Source organism: Polaromonas sp. P1_A2 (genome assembly GCF_056406895.1).
In genome coordinates, this window is sequence record NZ_JBFTZI010000001.1 from 657,724 (window position 1) to 674,337 (window position 16,614).

Sequence of the window (16,614 nt, forward strand, 5' to 3'; positions counted from 1 at the left end):
ATCTTGTCTGGCGCTGCGCGCCTTGGTAAAAAATAGAGGGAATGGATGAATCAATTCGTCCGCGTGGGGCCAGTGTGCCTTAGTGCCTTAGTGCCCTAACGCAGCACCACGGTTTTCATGCCGTTGATGAACACCCGCCGGTCCAGCACAAAACGCAGGGCCCGCGACAGCACCAGGCTTTCCACCAGGCGGCCCGCCTGCGACAGGTGCTGGGGCGTATCGGCGTGGTCCACACGCTCGACCGACTGCTCGATGATGGGGCCCTCGTCCAGGTCGGTGGTGGCGAAGTGGGCGGTCGCGCCTATCAGCTTGACGCCGCGGTCGTGGGCCTGCTGGTAGGGCTTGCCGCCCTTGAAGCCGGGCAGGAAGGAATGGTGGATATTGATGACCCGGCCGTGCAGCTCCCGGCACAAGTCTTCCGACAGGACCTGCATGTAGCGGGCCAGCACCACAAATTCGGCGCCGGTGTCGGCGATCAGCCGGCGCAGTTTTTCTTCCTGCGCGGGTTTGGTTTCGGCGCTGATCGGCAGGTGGTGAAAGGGCAGGCCCTCGGCCTCGGCCAGGGGCGCCAGGTCGGCATGGTTGGAGGCGATGCCCACGATGTCCATCTTCAGTTCACCGCGCCGCCACTGCGCAATCAGCTCGCGCAGGCAGTGGTCGAACTTGGACACCATGACCAGCACGCGGGTGGGCTGCGCCAGGTCGTGCAGCTGCCACTGCGCTTGCGGGAAACCCTTTGCCAGCTCGGCGAAGGCGCCGCGCAGCACTTCCACCGGGCTGCGCAGGCTGAAAACGCTGCGCACAAAAAAGCGCTCGGTCGTGTGGTCGTCAAACACCGAAAACTGCTCGATATAGGCCCCATGCTCGTTTAACAAGGCGGAGATGGCCGCGACCTGGCCCTGGGCGCTGCCGCAGGCCAGGTTCAGGCAGAAATGGGTGTTGGTATCCGGGGTCATGGGCGCGGGAAAGTTGGCAAGAGGATGTTTGTGGCTGGCTATATGGCTGAAGGGCGGGATTCACGGCACCGGGGCCTTGCCCCGGCGCCGTGAACATCAGGCCGCTTTCTTCAGTTGCTGGTGCGGGTCGATGACGAATTTTTTCGGCGCACCGGCATCGAAGGCGGCATAACCCGAGGGCGCCTCGTCCAGCGAAATCACCTGCACGCCCACCACATCGGCGATCTTGATGCGGTCCCACAAAATGGCCTGCATCAGCGCGCGGTTGTATTTCATGACGGGTGTCTGGCCGGTGAAGAAGCTGTGCGATTTGGCCCAGCCCAGGCCCAGGCGAAGGCTGAGCGAGCCGGTCTTGGCGGCCTTGTCGACGCCACCGGGATCCTCGGTGACATACAGGCCCGGAATGCCGATCTTGCCCGCCGCGCGCGTGACTTCCATCAGCGAATTGAGCACCGCGGCCGGGGCTTCCGTCTGCGAGCCCGCATGGCCGTGGCCGCGCGCCTCAAAGCCCACCGCATCGACGGCGCAGTCGACTTCCGGCGTGCCCAGGATCTGCGCGATCTGCTCGCCCAGGGCGGCATCCTTGGACAGGTCGACGGTCTCGAAACCGACCTTGCGCGCATGCTCGAGGCGAGACGGGTTGATGTCCCCGACGATGACGACGGCGGCCCCCAGCAATCGCGCCGATGCGGCGGCGGCCAGGCCGACCGGGCCGGCACCGGCCACATACACCGTGCTGCCCGGGCCGACACCCGCCGTCACCGCACCGTGGTAGCCGGTGGGCAGGATGTCGGACAGGCAAGTCAGGTCGCGAATTTTTTCGACGGCCTGCGCGCGGTCGGGGAACTTCAGCAAATTGAAGTCCGCATAGGGCACCATCACGTACTCGGCTTGACCGCCTATCCAGCCGCCCATGTCGACGTAGCCGTAGGCGCCGCCCGCGCGCGAGGGATTCACGCTGAGGCACACGCCGGTGTGCTGCTCCTTGCAGGTACGGCAGCGCCCGCAGGCCACATTGAAGGGCACCGACACGATGTCGCCGCGCTGCAGCGTTTCGACGTCGCGGCCGACTTCGAGCACCTCGCCCGTGATCTCATGGCCCAGCACCAGGCCGGCCGGCGCGGTGGTGCGGCCGCGCACCATGTGCTGGTCGGAGCCGCAGATGTTGGTGGTGAGCACCTTCAGGATCACGCCGTGTTCGGCCTTGCCGCCCAGCGGGTTGAGCAGTTTGGGAAAGGGGATGGACTGGACTTCAACCTGGCCCTGGCGCAGGTAGACGACACCGCGATTAGCTGACATTCTGGGTCTCCTTGTGTTGGTATGGACTGGCTTGCCCGGCTGCCGCATCCGGCGCGTCGCATCTCAAAGGCAGGAGGGCGTCCTTGCTTGCAGCTTCATGCCCCGTTCCTTGTCAACGTGAAATCGCGCGGTGCTACGGCACCACTGCACTTTTACAGGTTGAGGCTGCGCAACTTTGCTGGGAGCGACGCGGAGTTGTCCCGCAGCGGCAGGCGCGTGGCCGCTGGCGCGCGCTTCAGGCGGCGCGTTTGAGGGGCACCACGCGCTTGCGCGAGGCCCTGGCGCGCGCTTCGCTCTCGCCCACCTTGCCGCGGCGCTCCTCGCTGGGCGCATGCCCGAACAGGCTGCGGTAGGCCTTGCAGAAATGCGAGGACGACTGGAAGCCGCAGGCCACGGTGACCTGCATGATGGGGTGGCTGCTGTGCGTCAGCAGTTCCTGCGCGCGGCGCAGCCGCAGGTTCATGTAGTACTGCGCCGGGTTGATGCTGAAGTAGCGGTGGAACAGGCGCTCGAGCTGGCGCAACGAAAGCCCGACGGCGCCGGCCAGCTCGGCCAGGGGCAGGGGGTCTTCAATGTTGGCCGCCATGATTTCGGCGGCCTCCGTCAGATGCTGGTAGCCGGGGCCTATGCATTCGGGCTGCGGGATGCGCTGGCGGTCGTTGCTGGCGCGCAGCCGCTCCACGATGAATTGTTCGGAGATGTCCATCACCAGCTTGGCGCCGTGGGCGCCGCGGATCAGGTGCAGCATCAGGTGCAAGGGGGCCGTGCCGCCCGAGCAGGTCATGCGGTCGCGGTCGAGGATGAAGACCTCGGGCGCGAAGCGCACCTTGGGAAACTCCTCGCTGATGGCGGCCAGGTTTTCCCAATGGATGGCGCAGCGGTAGCCGTCCAGCAGCCCGGCGCTGGCCAGGGCAAAAGAGCCCGTGCACAGCGCGCCCATGACCGCGCCGCCGGCGGCGCAGCGGCGCAGCAGCTGGCGCACACCATCGTTCGTGACGCTGCGGATGTTGACGCCGCCGCAGACAAAAATCATGTCGCAGCCGGCCAGCTCGGCCAGCTCCCCGGTCGTCGCCAGCGCCAGGCCGTTGCTGGCCACCGCGCTGGCTTGTTCGGGGTTCACCACGGTCCACCGGTACAGGGGCCGGCGGCTGATGTAGTTGGCCATGCGCAGCGTTTCCACGGCGTTGGCAAAGGCGATCATCGAATAGTCGTGCAGCAGGATGAAGCCGACATGGGTGCCGTCTTTTTTAGGCTTGCCCTCACCGGCGCCGGCAGCTGCGGCTGTGGGCGGGGGAGGTTCAACCGGAACGCGTGGCATGGGTACTCCTAGCTGTCGCTACTCTCGCGGGCCACGCCAAAACTCTCGGTGAGGCGGTCGAGGATGATGGCCAGCAACACCACCGCCAGCCCGCTCTCGAACCCCAGGCCGATGTCCAGCCGCTGGATGCTGGCGAGTACGTCGTTGCCCAGGCCGCCCGCCCCCACCATGGAGGCGATGATGACCATGGACAGCGCCATCATGATAGTCTGGTTGACGCCGGCCATGATGGTCGGCAGGGCAATCGGGAGCTGCACCTTGAACAGCAGCTGGGTGGAGGTGCAGCCGAAAGCGTTGCCCGCTTCGACCTGTTCTGAGCTCACCTGGCGTATGCCCAGGCTGGTCAGGCGCACCACCGGCGGCATGGCGAAGATCACGGTGGCGATGATGCCCGGCACCCGGCCCAGGCCGAACAGCATGGCGGCGGGGATCAGGTAGACAAAGGCGGGCATGGTCTGCATGAAGTCCAGCATGGGCCGTATCGAGGCGTTCACACGCGGCGCGCGCGCGCACCAGATGCCCAGCGGTATCCCGAAAAACAGGCTGATCAGGGTGGCCGAGAGCGTGAGCGCCAGGGTGACCATGGTTTGCAGCCAGAAACCGGTGACCACGATCAGCGCCAGGGACAGCGCCACAAAGGCCCCGAACTTCCAGCCCAGCCGGCGCACGCCCACGGCCGTGGCCACCAGGATGACCAGCCAGAAGGGCAGGGCCAGCATGCCCATCTCGACCCACGTGGCGAATTGTTCGACCACCACGCCTATCGAGTCGAAGACGGCGGCGCCGTTGTCCAGCAGGTGTTTCACCCCGGCGTTGACCCACTTGCCCAGGGGCAGCACGTCATGCGAGGCCTGGGTGATTTGAGAAAGCAGATTAGACATGGCGGGCCTCTTGAGCCATTCGGACGAGCAGGCTGCGCGCGGAGATGCAGCCCAGTAATTGGTCGGTGGCGTCGAACACGCCCACCGGTTGGTCCATGCCCAGCACAATCTTCATGGCTTCGGGCAAGGTGGTGTGGGACGGCAGGCGCGGCCCGCCGTTGTAGGAGTGGCCGTTCAGGCCGGGGTCCAGCAGGTCGGCCGCGGTCAGGTAGCGCGAGGTGTCCACGCCTTCGAAAAAGCGCCGCACATAGTCGTTGGCCGGCTGGGTGATGATCTGGTGGGGCGTGCCTTCCTGCACCAGGTTGCCGCCTTCCATGATGGCGATGCGGGTGCCTATGCGCAGGGCTTCTTCGAGGTCGTGCGAGACGAACAGCACCGTGCGCTGCTGTTCGCGCTGCAAGTCCAGCATCAGGCCTTGCATCTCGACGCGCTTGAGCGGGTCCAGCGCCGAGAAGGCTTCATCCATCAGCAGGATGTCGGGGTCCACCGCCAGGGCGCGCGCCAGCCCCACGCGCTGCTGCATGCCGCCCGACAGCTGCGAAGGGTACTTCGCCGCGTAGGTCTGCAAGCCCACCTGGGCCAGCACCTGCATGGCCCGGTCCTCGCGCGCCTTGCGTGGCGTACCCGCCATTTCGAGGCCGAAGGCGGCGTTGTCCAGCACGTTGCGGTGCGGCATGAGCGCGAAGGACTGGAACACCATGGCCACCCGCTTGCGCCGCCACTTGACCAGGTCGCACTGCGGCAGGGCGGTGATGTCTTCGCCGTCGATGTTGATGGAGCCTGAAGACGGCTCGACCAGGCGGTTGATGAGCCGGATCAGGGTGGACTTGCCCGAGCCCGACAAACCCATGAGCACGTAAATCTCGCCCGGCATGACGTCGAAGCTGACTTTGTTGACGCCGACGACATGCCCGGTCCTGGCAAACACTTCGTCCTTGCTCAGGCCTTCCCCCAGCAACTTCACGGCTTCTGAAATATTGCTTCCGAAAATCTTGTAAAGATTTCGGACGCTGATCTTGGGTTTTGTCATCGTATGTCTCCGGGGAAATTTCGCTGCATGTTTCGGTTCTTTTTATGAGCAAGCAGCGTGCCACGATTTTGTCGGGCGCAGGGGTTTCAAGCTATAGGGTTTGTCCATGGAGGGCCTCGATTTCTGCCGTTAAACGCCAAAAAAATTTGCATAACTTCCAATGGGTGTTCAAAGCGATTCTTGATTCGGTGCATGCACGTTTTTGAGCTCACCGATCCAGTGCGACATCACTCACGGGTTTGCTGCAGCAAGGCAGGATCCAGCCCTGGTCGATCTCGCGCGGGCGAATGCCGCCGGCGTGTTTCATCTCGACCTGGCCGGAGATTTTTTTGGTTTTGCAGGTGCCGCAGATACCGCTGCTGCAGGAGGACGGCAGGCGCAGGCCCGCGGCCGTGGCCGCCTGCAAAATGGTCTGGTCGGCGCGGCACGAAAAAGATTGGCCCATCTTCTGCAGCTGGATGCTGTGTGTGGCTGTGGCGTCGCCATCGCCGTCGCCCTGCGCCTGCGCTTGCGCCTCGGGCTGCGCCTGGTCGGCAAACGAAAAACTCTCTTCGCGGTAGCGCCGCATGTCGTAGCCCGCTGCCGCCAGCAGCTGGCGCACCGCCGCCATGAAAGGCGCAGGGCCGCAGGTGTAGACGTCGCGCTGCAGGAAGTCGGGCGCGATGTGGGCCAGCCGCGCCGCGTCCATGCGACCGATATGCCCGGCATAGGCGCTGCCCGGCGTGTGCTGTTCGCACACCGTGGCCAGCCGCAGCTGCGCCATGTTGCGCGCCATCAGGGTCAACTCTTCGGGGAACAGCACGTCCACGGGGCTGCGCGCGCAATGCGCGAACACGATGTCGGCATCGCTGCCCAGGTCGTGCAGCGCGCGGGTCATGGACATCAGGGGTGTGATGCCGCTGCCGCCCGAGAGGAACAGGTAACGCTGTGCCGGCGCCTTGAAGCAGCTGAACTCCCCGGAGGGCCCGATCACGCCCAGCGTCATGCCGGCGCGCAAGTTGTCGTGCAGCCAGTTGGACACGGTCCCGCCCGGCACGCGCTTGACGGTGATGCTCACCAGGTCGGGGCGGGTGGGCGTGCTGGACAGCGTGTAGCAGCGGTTGATTTTGCTGCCCGCGATGTCCAGCTCCAGCGTGATGAACTGGCCCGGCAGGTAGCGAAAACTGCGCGGCCCTTCCGCTGCCAGCACAAAGGTTTTGACGTCGTGCGTTTCCTGGCGCACCTGGACGCAGCGCAGGGTTTCGTCCCGGTCGGAAGACCAGGGCGGGGAGGCGGGCGCCGCGAAGTCAGGAGCGTGAAGAGAGGTGGACATGGGGATGGGCCAGAACGCTGGGAATGTAGTCGGGTGTTTACCGGGATCTACCGGGATCTACCGGGTCAGGGCACTGAGGCGGTTCACATACCAGTTGCAGAATTTTTCGACCAGGCCTTCGGTGTACGGTGAATACGGCCCGGGCTGGTAGGCGCCGGTGGCGATGCCGATTTGCGACTCCTCCACCAGGCGGCGGTCCTGGGCATTGGTGGCATTCCACACGGCGGTCAGGTTTTCCACGGTGTAGTCCACACCCTCCACCGCATCCTTGTGCACGCACCAGGTGGTGCGGACCAGGGTTTTGGTGGCGGAGATCGGCAGCACCGAGAAGCTGACGATGTGGTCGCTCATGAAGTGGTGCCAGGAGTTGGGCTGGGTCCAGAACGACAGGCCGCCCAGCGCCGGGTCGACAAAGTCGGCCAGCAGTTTTTTGGAGGCGACCTCGGCGTTCATGGTTTGCGACTGGCCGGAGCGGTCTATCGGCAGGCGCTGGGTGCGAAAGCCCGTCACCCTGTCGTCCAGGGTGTCGATCTCCGCCGAGGGCAGGCCCATGGCTTCCCAGCGTTTGTGGCTGGCGTCCATGATGTCCTGGAACTGTTGCTGCCCGGCGGCGTTGTGCTCGTCCGGTTTGTAGCCGAATCCGTACTCGTACAGGGAGATGGTCAGCTCGGGGTGGTTGCTCATGCAGTGGTAGCACTCCCGGTTGTTTTCCATGGTGAGCTTCCAGTTGCAGTCTTCCACGATGTCGACCTGGGCCGCCACCTTGCACTGGCTCAGCTGGTGGGGCGCCAGGTAAGGCGTCATCTCCGCCACCATCTGCTCGAAGTCTTCGGGCGGGTTTTCGGCCAGGCAGATAAAGATCAAACCTGCCAGGCTGCGCACATGCACCGGCTTGAGGCCCAGGCCCGAGGCGTCGAAGTCATCGCCCATGTGCTTGGCGTGGATCAGCTTGCCGGTCAGGTCGTAAGTCCATTGGTGGTAGGGGCAGACGATGTTGCCGACCACGCCTTGCCGGCTGGCGCACAGGCGCGAGCCGCGGTGGCGGCAGACATTGTGGAAGGCCCGCACCTGCATGTCGTCGTCGCGCACGATCAGGATGGAGTTCTTGTCGAAGTCCACGGTGATGTAGTCGCCGGCTTCGGCGATCTGCGGCTCGACGGCGACGAAGATCCAGTGCTTGCCGAAGATGTGCTCCATGTCGGCCTGCAGCACCGTGTCGCTGAGGTAGAACGGCGCCTCCAGGCTGTAGCCTGGGCGGCGGCGGGCCAGCAACTCACGGGTCAGCAGGGTTTGCGCGGAAAGGGTCTTTGTCATAGTGGGCGTTTCGTCAAAAATGAACAAGAGAATGGGTGCGCAGGTAGTCCAGTACCGCCTGCGCCTTGGTGTGCGGGTCGCCTGCTTGCAGCACGGCGCCGCCCGTCGAGGGCGATTCGATCGCGCCCAGCATGCGAGCGTGGCCGCTTTGCTGGGTGCGCGCTTCCAGCAGCTTGCGGCGCTTGCTGCCGGCAACCCGCTGGCCCACGGGGGCTGATGGGGATGCGGATGCGGGCTTGGTCGCCTGAAGCGGCTTGCGCACGATGCGCCCCGCCATGGCGTCCGCCAGCGAATGGCGCAATGTGGGTGATGCCGCGGCGCTGACCACCAGCACGGCCGGTGCCTGCACGCGCAGGCGGCGCCGCGCACCCTTGGGCAGGGCCTGGGTCACGATCCAGGCGGAACCTTCGGCTTGTATGCCCAGCACATCGGCGACCACGGGGCGCTGCAGCGCGGCCGCCAGGGCATACGGCAAAACGCCGGTGCCGTGTTCGGCTTCGGAGCGGGTTCCCGCCAATACCCAGGGCACATCGCGCAAGGCCGGCAGCAGGCGTGCCGCGATGTCGGCGTCTTCGCCGCATTCCAGGACTTCCAGCAGCGGCGCGCCCAGGGCCAGGTAATCGCGGGCGACCGCATCGGGCAGCGGGCCTGCCGTCAGCAGCCGCACGGCGCCCGACATGCCCAAGGCCAGGGCGGCAGCGGCCGCATCGGCGCGGCTGCGCACGGGCCGGCCGCTGACCGCATGGTGGCGGGCTGCCACGAGTACGGTGATGTCGCTCATGCGGCCTCCTTGTGTTGGCGCACCAGTTCCAGCAGCGCGCGCATCAGGGCCGCGCTGTCTTCCACCACGGTCAGGTCGGCGCGGCGCGCGATGGGCGCTGAGGCGTCGAGGTTCACCGCAATGACGTGGCGGCAATCCTTGATGCCTTGCAGGTGCTGCACCGCGCCTGAAATCCCCAGCGCCAGGTAAGCGGAAGCGGACACGGTTTTGCCCGTGGCGCCGATTTGCTGGGCACGCGCAAAGCGGCCGTCGTCCACCGCGACGCGCGAGGCGCCGACGGCGGCGCCCACTTCCAGCGCCAGCGAATGGAACAGCGGCAGGTCGGTGACGCCGTTGCCCGCGGCCAGGATGAAGTCGGCTTCCTCGAGCGCCAGCGTTTTCGGGTCCCCGGCCTGCACACCGAGGTCCTCGATGCCGTTCTCGGAAATAGCCGGCACAGGCTGCGCAGGTTCGCGCACGCCGAGCCCGACAAAAGGCAGTTTGGTGCTGGCCACGCCCTTGGCCAGCAGCATGACCTGGGCATGCGGGCGCAGCCAGTCCTGGCCGGCGCCGGCGGGCACGCGCAGGCTGTCCGCCCCCAGCTCGACCACGCTGCAGGCCAGGCCCAGCCCGGCCTGGACGGCAAAGCGCCGGCCCAGCTGGCCGTCAAAGCCGGTGTCGGCAAACAGCCAGTGTTGGGGCGCCCAGGCGGCCTGCAGGCCTTGCAGCCATTGCACGCAGGCCGCGGGCTGGTAGCGGTTCGCCTCAAAATCTTCGGCCACCAGCAAGCGGTCCGCGCCCAGCGCGGCCACATCGTCATGGCAAGGCCCCAGCACCGCGAGGATGACTTCGGTATCGGCCGAGGCCAGGATCGCCGCCGCCGCAACCGCCTGGCGTGCCGCGTCGCCCAGCGCGCCGCGCTCCGCGCGGGCCACCACCATGGTGGCGCGGTGAAAGGGGCCGACGCTGCGCGCGGCCTTGGCCACCGGCGCATCGAGGCGGTTTGTGCTGATGCGTTCGCCCTCGCTGCTGCCCAGCACAATGCGGCGCAAGCGCGCGGGCGTGATGATGGCGGGCCGGCGCGGGTCCACGCGGCGCACTGAACCCGGGGAGGTGTGTGCGGTGCTCATGCGACCTCCAATGCATGGGCCAGCAGTTCGGCCACATCGAGCACTTCGGGCCGCGGCCCGACCACGCCTTCGAGCATGGCGGTGCAGTTGGGGCAGGCCACGGCCACCACGCCTGCGCCGGCAAGCTTGGCGTCGGCGATGCGGATATCGGGAATGCGGGTGGTGCCGGGAATGTCGGTGAAGGGCGCGCCGCCCCCGCCGCCGCAGCAGCGGCCGCGTTCGCGGTTGCGTTCCATCTCGACGACCTTGATGCCTATGCCCTTGAGCACGGCGCGCGGCGCGTCCACTTCGCGGCCGTAGCGGCCCAGGTAGCAGGGATCGTGGTAGGTCACGGCCTCCACGCTGCCGGCGCGCGTGGGCTGGAGCTTGCCCTCGGCCAGCAGCCGGGCCAGCAGCTGGGTGTGGTGCCAGACGTCGAAGTCACCGCCCATGGCCGGGTACTCGTTTTTCAGCGAATGGAAGATATGCGGGTCGGGTGTCACGATGTGCTGGAAGCCCCGTGCCTTCAGCGTGGCGATGAGCTGGCGCGACAGGCGCTGGAAGCCATGCTCGTCGCCCAGGCGGCGCGCCAGGTCGCCGCAATCGGTTTCCGCCGCGCCCAGCAGGGCGATCTGCAGGCCGGCTTTTTGCAGGGTTTTGATGAAGGCGCGCAGGGTGCGCTGGTAGCGCATGTCAAAGCCGCCTTCGCCCACCAGCACCAGCCAGTCGGTCCGGCCGCCGGCGTCGAGCACCGGCACATTCAGGTCGGCCGCCCAGTGGTGCCGGGCGCTGAGCGGGAAACCGCCGGCGGTGTCGGTGTCGCGCAGCTGCTCCAGCACTTCCATGCCCTTGTTCGGCACCACGCCGTCCACCAGGGCCATGTGGCGGCGCATGTCGACGATGGCGTCCACATGTTCGATCAGCATGGGGCATTCCTGCACGCAGGCCCGGCAGGTGGTGCAGGACCAGAGCGTCTCGCTGTTGATCAAGCCGTTCACGATGGGCAGGCCGGGCGCCCCGCCGTGCTGGCCTATGGGCTGGCCTGGATAAGGGCTGCCCGCATAAGCGGCGTCGGTTTTGGTGCTCATGCCGACGACCAGGTCCTGGATCAGCTTCTTCGGGTTCAGCGGCTGGCCCGCCGCGAAGGCCGGGCAGGCGGCTTCGCATTTGCCGCACTGCACGCAGGCATCGAAGGACAGCAGCTTGTTCCAGGCGAAGTCGGCGGGCTTGCCCACGCCCATGTCGTCCGCGGTGAGGCGCAGCGGTTTGAGGGCGGTGGCGAAACGTTTGTCACCAAAACGCTCGGGCCGCGGATGCAGGCCCAGGTGCAACAGGCCGGCGACCGCATGTTTCATCGGGCCGCCCAGGCCTATACCAAGGGCGAGTTCCGCCGCGCCGGCGGCGAAGGCCAGGCTGACCACGCCGGCCAGCCAGGGCGCGAGGGCGGTGCCGGTGAAGGCCACTGCACCGACCAGGGCCACGGCGGCCGCGAACAGCATCAGCGAATAGGGCAGGCGGCTCCATGGGCCTTTGGACAGGCGCGCCGGTGCGTTGCGGCGGCGCGAAGCCATGGCGATGGCACCGGCGAGCATCATCAGCCCGGCCAGCAGCAGCGCCGCGTCCAGTACCCGCAAGTACAGGCCCAGGCCGTAGTTCAGCGCGACCAGCGTCAGGGCCAGGATGGCGCCGCCGGCCACGCCGACATGGGCGCGGGCCACAAAGGGCTCGCGAGCCACCACGTCGTGCAAGTCCACAAAGTAGCGCTTGGGTATTTGCAACAGCCCGCGCAGGTCCGCGCTGGCCTGCCGGCCGGTTTTCCAGATGAGCGCGCGCCTGCCCATGCCCCAGGCCAGGGCCAGGACGGCCAGCCAGAACACGGTGCTTACAAGCTGGGGGAGCATTTCAAAAGTCCTTGCACAGGCGCAGCGAGTCGTAAATCGCGGCGTGGATGTTGTGCATGGAGACGCAGTCGCCGACGCGGTAGAGCAGGAAGTCCCCCTTGCCGGTGGCCTGGCTCAAGCCGGGTTGCGGCTGCGCGTCGTACAGGGCCTCGATGTCGGTCTGTCCCTTGTTGAGCGACAGCGGCTTGAGCTGCCAGTACAGGCCGTCATTGGGCAGGATGCCGTTTTCGATGACCACCTGGTCCACCGCGCGCTCTTCCAGCGCTTCGGTGTATTCGTTCTTCAGCACGGCGATCAGTTTGTCGTCTTCGCGGTAGACACGCTCCAGCCAGAAGTTGGGCGTCTGGATCACGCCGCTGGCGTACAGCTGGCGGTAGAAGATCGGGAAGGTGGTGCCGCCCACGTCGTCGGCGACCTTGACGTCGGGCGTCACGATCTCCACCAGCTTGCCGCGCGCGGCGATGAAGTCGGCCGCGCCGGTGCCCGCATGGGTGCTGATGCTGTCGTACACCAGGACGTTCTCGCCCGGCGCGACCGCGCCCGACAGGATGTCCCAGCTGCTCACGCACAGGCCCTGGTCCGCGCCCCAGGCGGGCGTTTGTCCCATGTGCGGTGTGCCGCCGGTGGCCAGCACCACGATGTCGGGCTGCTCGGCCAGGATCATCGCCATGTCGGCCGCCACGCCCAGGCGGCGCTGCACGCCCAGGCGCTGGGTTTCCATGTCGAACCAGCGGATGATGCCGGCCATCTGCTCGCGCTTGGGCGGCTTGGCCGCCAGGTTCACCTGGCCGCCGACGACGGTATTCTTCTCGAACAGTACCACCTCGTGGCCGCGCTCGCGGGCCACGCGCGCGGCTTCCAGGCCGGCCGGGCCGGCGCCGACCACCACCACCTTGCGGCGGACACCCGTGGTTTTTTCAATGGTGTGCGGCATGGTTTCTTCGCGGCTGGTGGCGGCGTTCTGGATGCACAGCACGTCCAGGCCGTTGTACTGGCGGTCTATGCAGTAGTTGGCGCCCACGCATTGTTTGATCTGGTCTTCCCGGCCGTCGCGGATCTTGATGACCATGTGCGGGTCGGCGATCTGCGCGCGGGTCATGCCCACCATGTCGACCATGCCGGTGGCCAGGATGCGTTCGGCCTGCGAGGCGTCGCGAATGCTTTGCGCGTGCATGACCGGCACCTTGGACACCGACTTGATGCCGGCGGCCAGGTGCACAAAGGGCTCGGGCGGCAGCGCCATGGGCGGCATGCAGTTGACCAGGGTGTTGTGGGTATCCGCGCCGGAGCCGACCACGCTCAGGAAGTCGATCAGGCCGCTTTCCGACATGGCCTGGGCAATCTCCTTGGCCATCTCGTGGCTGATGCCGTCTTCATGGAATTCGTCGCCGCACATGCGCATGCCGACACAGAAATCGGCGCCGACCTGCTCGCGCACGGCCTGCAGCACTTCCATGCCGAAGCGCAGGCGGTTTTCCAGGCTGCCGCCGTACTCGTCGGTGCGGTGGTTCACGCGCGGGCTCCAGAACTGGTCGACCAGCTGCTGGTGCGCGGCGGAAATTTCGATGCCGTCCAGGCCCGCGTCCTTCACGCGTTTGGCGGCCCGGCCGTAGTCGGCCACGATGCGGCGAATCTCTTCGATCTCTATGGTCTTGGCGTTGCCGCGGTGCACCGGCTCGCGTATGCCCGAGGGGCTGACCAGGTGCGGCCAGTCGAAGCCGTGCCAGGCATTGCGCCTGCCCATGTGGGTGGCCTGGATCATCAGCTTGGCGCCGTGCTTGTGCATGGTCTCGGCCAGCTTGGCCAGGGGCTCGATGACCGAGTTCTTCGCCAGGTTGACGGAACTCCACCAGGACCAGGGGCTGTCGCGCGACACCGGGCTGGAGCCGCCGCAAATCGCCAGGCCCACGCCGCCCTTGGCTTTTTCCTCGTAATACCGGATGTAGCGCTCGGTCGGGTTGCCGCCTTCGGCGTACACCTCGGCATGCGCGGTACTGACGATGCGGTTGCGCAGCAGGACCTGGTTCAGGCGGATGGGCTCAAACAAATGCGGGTAGCGCATGGCGGATCTCTAGAGGGGGCTGACGGTGAACACGCAGTGGCTGTGGCCCTCGGCCGCGCACTGGGTTTCGGCGCTGGTGGTGCGCACGGCCGAGCCGCTGGTCTCCAGCACCCAGTCCATCGCGCCCGAGAACCAGCCGGCGAAGAGGTAGCAGACCTTGCTGTGGTTCACCGGCACGCCGGCAATGCCTTGCGCGAGCACGAACACCGAGTGCTCGAGCTTGATCTTTGCGCGGCCGGTGGCGGCGTCCGATTCGATGAAGGAAAACAGGCCCCAGCCGCGTTGCGACAGGCGCTTGAGGTAGTGCTCGTAAACCGCCATGCCGGACAGCCCGTGCGTGGCCGCCTCTTTCTGGCACCAGAAATAGGCCGAGCGATGCCCCGCCTTGTAGAGCGCGGGCGCATAGACCTCCCGGCCCACCACGGCCTCGGTTTCGACATGATTGTTGACAAAGAAGTGCCGCGGCACATAAATCATCGGCAGGCCGTCGGTGGTCCAGATACCGGTCTGTGCATCGACTTCAATGGGGAGTTGCGGGTTCATCTTGGGAGTCTCGTTATGGATGTCGGAACACGGCCTGGAACACGGCCTGTTTGTGTCTGGCGGAAAGCAAAGGTCAAACCACGGGGCAGGGGAAGGCTTCACCCCCGATCCGATGGCGGCCGGTGGTCCCAGGCCGGCTGGGACCACCGGGCCGCTATCTGCGCCCGGTGTTTGCGGCGCTTTAGCCGAGCCAGCTTGAAACACGCGCGGCGTTGTCGTTCATCCACTTCTCGGCTGCCGCGTCCGCCTTGGAGCCGCCTTCGACGGCCAGCATCACGGCGCCGATCTCTTCCGGCTTCCACGAGAATTTCTTCAGGAAAGCCACGACAGCCGGCGCCTTGGTGTTCAGCGCCGGGTTGATGACGCTGTCCACGTGCTCTTCAGCACCGTAGATGTTTTTCGGGTCGGCCAGGAAGCGCAGCTTGTACTTGGCGAACATCCAGTGCGGAATCCAGCCGGTGACGGCGATGGATTTGTTGGCGCGGTAGGAGCGGTCGAGTTCGGCGGCCATGGCCGGCCCGGAGCTGGGCAGCAGGCGCATGTCCAGGCCGTAGGCCTTGATGGCTTCTTCGGTCTTGCGCATGACACCCGCGCCGGCGTCTATGCCCACAATGCGGTTGTCAAAATCGGCGCGGAAGTTGTTGAGGTCGGTCAGGCTGGTGGCCTTGACGTAGTCGGGCACGATCAGGCCGATCTTGGCGCCGGGGTAGTTGGCGCCCAGGATCTGGACCTTGTCCTTGAAGCTGGTCAAGTAGGCTTCGTGCGTCACCGGCAGCCAGGCCGACAGCGTCATGTCCAGGTCGCCGCGCGCCACGCCTTGCCACATGATGCCCGCCGCCAGCGGCACCAGCTCAACCGGGTAGCCCAGCTTGCTGCGGATGATGGCCGCGGCAAGGTTGGTGGTGGCCACGCTGTCGGACCAGCCGTCGACAAAACCGATCTTGATCGTGGGCTTGGCCTGGGCAAAGGCGCCCATGCCCGTGGCGGCCAGGGCCGAGGCACCGAGGGTCTGCGCCAGGAATTTGCGGCGCTGGCCGAGGGAAATATTTTTTTGCGGTTTCATCATGGTACGAACACTCCTGATTGATTGGAAGAAGGCAAAGAAAGCAAAGAAAGCAAGAACAACCCTAACCTTGTCGGGAGTGTGAACTACACGCCCCACACCTCACCAAAAACACGGAGCCAGTTGCGCCCCATGACCTTTGTGATCTTGGCCACCGGCCAGCCCGCGCGTTCCATGGCGGCTGTCAGGTTTGGCATTTCGCCGATGGTGCGTATGCCCAGCGGGTTTTGCACGGTGCCGAAATTGGTGAGGCGGCGGAACTGCCCCTTGTCGTGGGTCAGCATGTCGAAGAATTCCTTGCCATAACCCTGGGTGTGGTCCGTTCCCACGCCTACGCAGTCTTCGCCCACGATGTTGATCACATAGTCCAAGGCTTCGACGTAGTCCTCCACCGTGGCATCGGGGCCGCGCTTGAGAAAGGGAGGAAACATGGTCACGCCGATAAAGCCGCCGCGGTCGGCGATGAATTTGAGCTGCTCGTCGCTCTTGTTGCGCGGGTGTTCCTTCAGGCCGGCAGGCAGGCAGTGGCTGTAGGTCACGGGCTTCTTGGATTCGAGGATGGCTTCTTCCGAAGTCTTGGCGCCTACGTGTGACAAGTCCACCATGATGCCGACGCGGTTCATCTCGCCGATGACTTCGCGACCGTAACCGGAGAGGCCGCCGTCGCGCTCGTAGCAGCCGGTGCCGATCAGGTTCTGCGTGTTGTAGCAAAGCTGGACCACGCGCACACCCATGTCGGCAAAGGCTTCGATATAGCCGAGCTGGTCTTCAAAGGCGTGGGCGTTCTGGAAGCCCAGGATGATGCCGGTCTTGCCGTCTTTTTTGGCTTGCTCGATGTCGGCCGTGGTGCGCACCAGCGACAGCAGGTCGCTGTTTTCGCGGATGGACTTCTTCATCTCGGCGATGTTGTGCACCGTGCTCTTGAAGTCGTCCCACACCGAGACGGTGCAGTTGGCGGCGCTGAGGCCGCCTTTTTTCATGTCCTCGAACACCTCACGGCTCCACTTGGAGATGATCAGGCCATCGATGATGAGGGAGTCTTGGTGCAGCGTGCTCATGGCGTTTG

General features: G+C 65.9%; 14 protein-coding genes. All 14 read right to left on the reverse strand.

The window, feature by feature from the left end; translation table 11 throughout:
* Window positions 1–95 precede the first annotated feature (95 nt).
* The 14 genes from purU to AC1D09_RS03120 all read right to left on the reverse strand — a co-directional run bounded on the left by purU (window position 96) and on the right by AC1D09_RS03120 (window position 16,606).
* Window positions 96–956 carry a formyltetrahydrofolate deformylase gene (gene purU / locus AC1D09_RS03055; RefSeq protein WP_477664402.1) on the reverse strand — a complete coding sequence of 287 codons (861 nt, stop codon included), beginning with the start codon at window positions 954–956 and terminating at the stop codon, window positions 96–98.
* A gap of 96 nt (window positions 957–1,052) precedes the next feature.
* Window positions 1,053–2,255 carry a formaldehyde dehydrogenase, glutathione-independent gene (fdhA, locus tag AC1D09_RS03060; protein ID WP_477664403.1) on the reverse strand — a complete coding sequence of 401 codons (1,203 nt, stop codon included), beginning with the start codon at window positions 2,253–2,255 and terminating at the stop codon, window positions 1,053–1,055.
* A 235-nt stretch (window positions 2,256–2,490) separates the two neighbouring features.
* Window positions 2,491–3,573, reverse strand: coding sequence for a GlxA family transcriptional regulator (locus tag AC1D09_RS03065; protein WP_477664404.1), 1,083 nt, complete (start codon window positions 3,571–3,573; stop codon window positions 2,491–2,493).
* Between the two features lie 8 nt (window positions 3,574–3,581).
* Complete coding sequence (locus tag AC1D09_RS03070) at window positions 3,582–4,454, reverse strand: ABC transporter permease (RefSeq protein WP_477664405.1); 873 nt, start codon at window positions 4,452–4,454, stop codon at window positions 3,582–3,584.
* Window positions 4,447–5,484 (reverse strand): quaternary amine ABC transporter ATP-binding protein, encoded by a 1,038-nt coding sequence (locus AC1D09_RS03075; protein ID WP_477664406.1) that lies wholly within the window; start codon window positions 5,482–5,484, stop codon window positions 4,447–4,449. Before AC1D09_RS03075 ends, AC1D09_RS03070 begins: the two co-directional genes overlap by 8 nt.
* A 208-nt stretch (window positions 5,485–5,692) precedes the next feature.
* Complete coding sequence (locus AC1D09_RS03080) at window positions 5,693–6,796, reverse strand: FAD-binding oxidoreductase (protein WP_477664407.1); 1,104 nt, start codon at window positions 6,794–6,796, stop codon at window positions 5,693–5,695.
* Between the two features lie 57 nt (window positions 6,797–6,853).
* On the reverse strand, window positions 6,854–8,110 hold the full coding sequence (locus tag AC1D09_RS03085) for an aromatic ring-hydroxylating oxygenase subunit alpha (RefSeq protein ID WP_413325350.1): 1,257 nt from the start codon (window positions 8,108–8,110) through the stop codon (window positions 6,854–6,856).
* Between the two features lie 13 nt (window positions 8,111–8,123).
* Entirely contained in the window at window positions 8,124–8,891 is a 768-nt protein-coding gene (locus AC1D09_RS03090; protein WP_477664408.1) for an electron transfer flavoprotein subunit beta/FixA family protein, read from the reverse strand.
* Window positions 8,888–10,000, reverse strand: coding sequence for an electron transfer flavoprotein subunit alpha/FixB family protein (locus AC1D09_RS03095; protein WP_477664409.1), 1,113 nt, complete (start codon window positions 9,998–10,000; stop codon window positions 8,888–8,890). Before AC1D09_RS03095 ends, AC1D09_RS03090 begins: the two co-directional genes overlap by 4 nt.
* Window positions 9,997–11,880 (reverse strand): (Fe-S)-binding protein, encoded by a 1,884-nt coding sequence (locus tag AC1D09_RS03100; RefSeq protein ID WP_477664410.1) that lies wholly within the window; start codon window positions 11,878–11,880, stop codon window positions 9,997–9,999. The genes AC1D09_RS03095 and AC1D09_RS03100 overlap by 4 nt, the downstream gene beginning before the upstream one ends.
* Window position 11,881: 1 nt before the next feature.
* Window positions 11,882–13,942 (reverse strand): oxidoreductase, encoded by a 2,061-nt coding sequence (locus tag AC1D09_RS03105; RefSeq protein ID WP_477664411.1) that lies wholly within the window; start codon window positions 13,940–13,942, stop codon window positions 11,882–11,884.
* A gap of 9 nt (window positions 13,943–13,951) precedes the next feature.
* Window positions 13,952–14,485, reverse strand: coding sequence for a DUF5943 domain-containing protein (locus tag AC1D09_RS03110; RefSeq protein ID WP_413325340.1), 534 nt, complete (start codon window positions 14,483–14,485; stop codon window positions 13,952–13,954).
* Window positions 14,486–14,666: 181 nt separating this feature from the next.
* Window positions 14,667–15,548 (reverse strand): glycine betaine ABC transporter substrate-binding protein, encoded by an 882-nt coding sequence (locus AC1D09_RS03115; RefSeq protein WP_083336825.1) that lies wholly within the window; start codon window positions 15,546–15,548, stop codon window positions 14,667–14,669.
* A gap of 86 nt (window positions 15,549–15,634) precedes the next feature.
* Window positions 15,635–16,606 carry a dipeptidase gene (locus AC1D09_RS03120; RefSeq protein ID WP_477664412.1) on the reverse strand — a complete coding sequence of 324 codons (972 nt, stop codon included), beginning with the start codon at window positions 16,604–16,606 and terminating at the stop codon, window positions 15,635–15,637.
* Between the last annotated feature and the right edge of the window lie 8 nt (window positions 16,607–16,614).